This is a genomic window from Candidatus Oscillochloris fontis (assembly GCF_004138135.1).
GTDB classification, from domain to species: domain Bacteria; phylum Chloroflexota; class Chloroflexia; order Chloroflexales; family Chloroflexaceae; genus Oscillochloris; species Oscillochloris fontis.
The window spans coordinates 1-4,632 of record NZ_RYFD01000092.1; the positions used below are offsets into that span (position 1 = coordinate 1).

Annotated in this window: 6 protein-coding genes; 5 read left to right on the forward strand and 1 reads right to left on the reverse strand. The window is 57.4% G+C overall.

Annotated features, from left to right (window positions below; all coding sequences use genetic code 11):
• Positions 1 to 2: 2 nt before the first annotated feature.
• The 3 genes from EKD03_RS17865 to msrA are packed head-to-tail and all read left to right on the forward strand — an operon-like array spanning position 3 to position 2,628.
• Positions 3 to 1,235, forward strand: a complete 1,233-nt coding sequence (locus tag EKD03_RS17865; RefSeq protein WP_129633766.1) for an MGDG synthase family glycosyltransferase — start codon at positions 3 to 5, stop codon at positions 1,233 to 1,235.
• Positions 1,236 to 1,238: 3 nt separating this feature from the next.
• Entirely contained in the window at positions 1,239 to 2,069 is an 831-nt protein-coding gene (locus EKD03_RS17870; protein WP_129633768.1) for a sortase, read from the forward strand.
• 13 nt (positions 2,070 to 2,082) lie between these two features.
• Positions 2,083 to 2,628 (forward strand): peptide-methionine (S)-S-oxide reductase MsrA, encoded by a 546-nt coding sequence (gene msrA, locus EKD03_RS17875; RefSeq protein ID WP_129633770.1) that lies wholly within the window; start codon positions 2,083 to 2,085, stop codon positions 2,626 to 2,628.
• A 114-nt stretch (positions 2,629 to 2,742) separates the two neighbouring features.
• On the opposite strand, the gene EKD03_RS17880 is transcribed toward msrA, so the two are convergent.
• Positions 2,743 to 3,201, reverse strand: a complete 459-nt coding sequence (locus tag EKD03_RS17880) for an NUDIX hydrolase (protein WP_129633772.1) — start codon at positions 3,199 to 3,201, stop codon at positions 2,743 to 2,745.
• 66 nt (positions 3,202 to 3,267) lie between these two features.
• On the opposite strand from EKD03_RS17880, the gene EKD03_RS17885 reads away from it, so the two are divergent.
• Together EKD03_RS17885 and EKD03_RS17890 are read left to right on the forward strand one after the other, a co-directional pair.
• Complete coding sequence (locus EKD03_RS17885) at positions 3,268 to 3,924, forward strand: uracil-DNA glycosylase (RefSeq protein WP_129633774.1); 657 nt, start codon at positions 3,268 to 3,270, stop codon at positions 3,922 to 3,924.
• A complete protein-coding gene (locus EKD03_RS17890; protein WP_129633776.1) occupies positions 3,921 to 4,523 on the forward strand; it encodes a Uma2 family endonuclease in 603 nt (200 codons plus the stop codon). The genes EKD03_RS17885 and EKD03_RS17890 overlap by 4 nt, the downstream gene beginning before the upstream one ends.
• Positions 4,524 to 4,632 lie beyond the last annotated feature (109 nt).

Consider the following 4,632-nt stretch of genomic DNA (forward strand, 5'->3'; position numbering starts at 1 on the left):
GCATATGTGAGGAGACAGTGGTGAGCAACAGTCCGGTTGATGTCCTCTTTGCAATCTCCGACACCGGTGGTGGTCATCGTAGTGCGGCTGTGGCTATCGCCGCCGCCCTGGATCAGATGAGCGAAGGCAAACTGAGTTGGCAGATCGAGGATATTCTCAAATTGACCGATTTTCCGGGTGTGCGTAGTGCCCCCGATCTCTATGATCAGCTCTCAACACGCTGGTTGCGGCTCTATGATATGACCTTCCAACTGACCAATAGTAAGTGGCCGGTGGATCTGCTCTCTAAGTTGGTCTTTGTCACGGCGCGACGCAACATCACCCGTTTGCTGCTCGAAACCCGCCCCAAGGTGGTGGTGGTGACGCATCCGCTGGTTCACCGCTTTGTCTGCGCGGTGCGACGCATCCACCGCCTGCCCTGCCGAGTGATCACCGTGGTGACCGATCTGGTCAGCCTGCATGCCTCGTGGACCTACCCCGGCGTGGATTTGGCGATGGTGCCAACCGACGAGGCGTACCAGTTGATGTATCGGCGCGGCATGCGCCCCAGCAAAATGCAGCGCACCGGCTTCCCGGTACACCCCAAGTTTGCCGATTACTCCGGCGATGTGCTGGTGGCGCGATCTGAGTTGGGGCTTGACCCGCAGCGGTTTACGATTCTGCTTACTGCGGGTGGGGTTGGCTCTGGCCGCTTGGGCGAGTTGGTGGTAGCAATCGAGCGCGCCTACCCGGATCGCCAACTGCTGGTAGTGACGGGGAAGAACCGCACGCTGCGCGAGGAACTGATCGCCGTCGGGCGTCCGCCAACCACACACATCTACGGTTTTGTGCAGAATATGGAAGTGCTGATGGCCGCCAGTGATTTGGTGGTGACGAAGGCTGGGCCGGGGACGCTCATGGAGGCACTGGTGATGCGCAAGCCGGTGATCCTCACCGAAGCGGTGGGAATGCAGGAGCAGGGCAATATTGATTTTGTGCTCAACTATGAACTGGGGATGTTCTGCCCCACCAGCGAACGGATCGTGGCGGCGGTGAGCGATCTGGAAGACCCGCAGCGCTACGAAGCCACCTTGGAGCGGTTGCGCCATTCGGTGCCCCGTGATGGCTCCACCGAGATTGCGCGCATCACCATCGAGCAGATGAGTCTCGTGCGGGACATTGGCACAACCTCGCTCTTGCGGCGGTCGCGGTTGCGGATTGGCGCACTCAAGCGAGTATTACGCAAACTACGGTAGGGTATGCTGACCCAGAATCATTCCCAACCAACCCCCATACCCCGCCCACGCTCACTGGCCCGCGAGCGTCTACGCTGGACGCTGGCTAATCTGCTGATGTTTATTGGCGTCTATCTGCTGCTCTATGTGGGAGGTCTCTATGTGGAGATCGAATATGAGCGCCAATCTGCACGGGGCGATAGCGACTTGAGCCTGCTGAACGACGTTTACGCGCATGAGATACCTGCTGCAACTACAAATGCCGTTCAACCCTTCCCCCAATCCAATCTGGCTGATGGTAGTATCTCTTCTGATCTGCCTAGCGGGAGCCAACTCAGCCACGTCTCCAGCGTCGAACGTCTGGTTATTCCGAGTATTGCCCTCGACTACAAGGTGGTTGAAGTGGGTTGGAGTAACCAAGAGATAGATGGCCAGACCGTAGCACTCTGGGATGTAGCCAATTATGCAGTGGGGCACCATCGTGGCTCGGCCAACCCCGGCGAAGGCGGGAATGTGGTGCTGACCGGGCATGTCGGCGGGTATGGCCACGTCTTCCGCGACCTCTTCTATGTTCACCCTGGTGAGCCGGTGATCATCTCTAGTGGTGGGCAGCAGTTCCACTATGTCATCTATGACCGTCTGATCGTGGATGAGGATGGCGCACCACCAGAACAGCGCACTGCCAACGCCAAACTGATCGCCCCCACCAATTATGAGGTGATCACCATGGTCACCTGCTGGCCCCCCAACGGCCCAGACAAGTTTACCCAACGGGTGATCGTGCGTGCGGTACCCTTCAGCATCACCATGATTGACACCTCTCCAAACGCCCCTCCGGTGCAGTCTATTCGCTAGAAAGGCAGATCCTATGACCAACTCCAGCCGCGAGACCGTCACCTTAGGTGGTGGTTGTTTCTGGTGTCTTGAGGCCGTCTTCGATCAACTGAAGGGGGTGCTTGATGTCGTCTCCGGCTATGCGGGTGGCCAAGTCGAGAATCCGACGTATAAGCAGGTGTGTGCGGGTACCACGGGCCATGCCGAGGTGGTGCAGGTTGTCTTCGATCCGCAGCAGATCGGCTTCCGCGAATTGCTAGAGGTCTTCTTCACCGTTCACGACCCGACCACACTCAACCGCCAAGGGGCCGATGTCGGCACGCAGTACCGTTCGGCGATCTTCTACCATAGCGAAGAGCAACGCAGCACGGCACTGAAGCTGATTGACGAACTCAATGCGGCGAATGCCTGGACAAAGCCGATTGTCACCGAGGTGACGGCGATCAGTAGCTTCTACCCCGCCGAGAACTACCACCAGGAGTATTTCATCCACAATGCGGCGCAACCCTACTGCCAATTTGTGGTAGCCCCCAAGCTCTCCAAATTCCGCAGCCAGTATGCAGCGCGGTTGAAGGAGTAACGAGCATCCCGGTTTTGACGCAAAGCCTTTAGCATAGGCTCCAATCCTAACCTTTGCGCCTTGGCGTCAATGAGCAGTACACGTTACTCCACGTGTGAACTATTAAGGAGTAGCCTAACGCGGCAGGGTGATGCCCAACTGGTGCGCGGCCCAGCGCACCACGCCATGCAGACGCGGGTTATGGATGCGCTCCATCGCCACCCGCAGGGTACACCAACGGGCGTGCTCAATCTTTTCGGCCTTGCTCAAGCGTAACTTGCCACCATTGGCACGCACCAAAAAGTAGTGAACCTGCTTGGTAAGAACCACCTGCCCCTTCACAATCTGGTAGGTCAGGGTCTCGCCAGTGGCAATCAGCACCACCCGCAGGCCAGTCTCTTCACCAATCTCCCGATGGAGCGCCGCCAATTCGTGTTCACCGGGTTCAATCCGACCCTTCGGTAGCGTCCAAAACCCATTGCGCTTTTTGATGATCAAGATCTCAGGCTTACCGTCACGCCGACGGCAACGGTAGATGACCCCACCAACAGCCAAGATCGATGGTGGCGTAATCTGGTCGCATGGATCAGGCATCGTCATTTCCAGTGCCAAACATGAGAGGGGCGGGATAAAATATCATTGTAGCAGAAGAGGGGCGCTATGCCAGCACCAACCATCAGCGCGATCATCAGCGCATTAGCCCAACTCGCGGCTCCGCACGATGCGATCAACCCCTATGCCGACGGTGGCTCAACGGGAAATGCCATCCGCCGGGCGAACCTGCAACGGGCGTTGGAGTTAGCTGTGCAACGTGGCCCCGATCTCTTGGTAGTCGGCGAGGCACCCGGCTACAATGGGGCGCGGCGCACGGGGGTACCCTTCACCAGCGAGCGGATCTTGCTGGAGGGCAGCCAGTACGGGGCAACCCAGGGCTTTGCCATCGCCACCAATGATGGGCGCATCTCGGCGGAGCCGACCGCGACCATCGTCTACCGCGAAATGGCAGCACTGAACCTCTTTGTGGTGGGATGGAACGCCTACCCATTGCACCCACACCGCCCCGGCAACGATCAGAGCAACCGCCAACCGCGCTCCGCCGAACTAGCGCTGGGCTTACCGCTGCTTGCCCAAGTGTGTACACTCTTTGCTGGGGTGCCGGTGCTGGCCATGGGCAAGAGTGCTGGGCGTTCACTCCAGCAACTCGGCATCAGCCACACGCCCCTGCGCCACCCGGCTCAAGGCGGGGCAAGCCAGTTTGCGCAGGGGTTAAGGGAGTGGTGTGCGCAACGGGGCAGCAATACTGGAGGTGTAATATGACGGCTCAATCAACCGCGTATCTCTCTGAAAACGAATATCTTGAGCGCGAACATATCAGCACGATCAAGCATGAATACTATGCTGGTGAGATTTTCGCCATGTCAGGCGCGAGCGAAGCCCATAACTTGATCGCTAGTAATGTCAATGCGAGTATCTATGCCCAAACCCGTGGGCGTGGCTGTCGCATCTATCCAAGTGATATGCGAATAAAGGTCATCAAGACCGGGCTATACACCTATCCCGACATCACCGTTGTGTGTGGCCAACCCGAATTTGCCGAGGCAAAAAAACGCGACACCTTGCTCAACCCCACGGTGATTATTGAAATTCTGTCCCCATCAACAGAACGCTATGATCGTGGCCTCAAGTTTCAACATTACCGCACGATTGAATCGTTGAAAGAATATATTCTTATCGCTCAGAACACGTATCATATTGAACGCTATATACGCCATGATCCTCAGATGTGGATCTTGAGCGAAGCGATAGGCATAGAGGCCACGATCAGGCTAGAATCGATCCAGTGTGGGCTTGCGCTTGCCGATGTGTATGAACTTGTCGAGTTAGCGCCAGAATCTCCTATAAGGACGAATGATTAGGTGGAGATTTTTTCTTAGACATGGCTTGTAACCACTTGACAGTTCGCCGCCGAACGGCCCTCACCCCCAGCCCCTCTCCCGTGGGCTTCGCCCACAGGAGAGGGGGGCA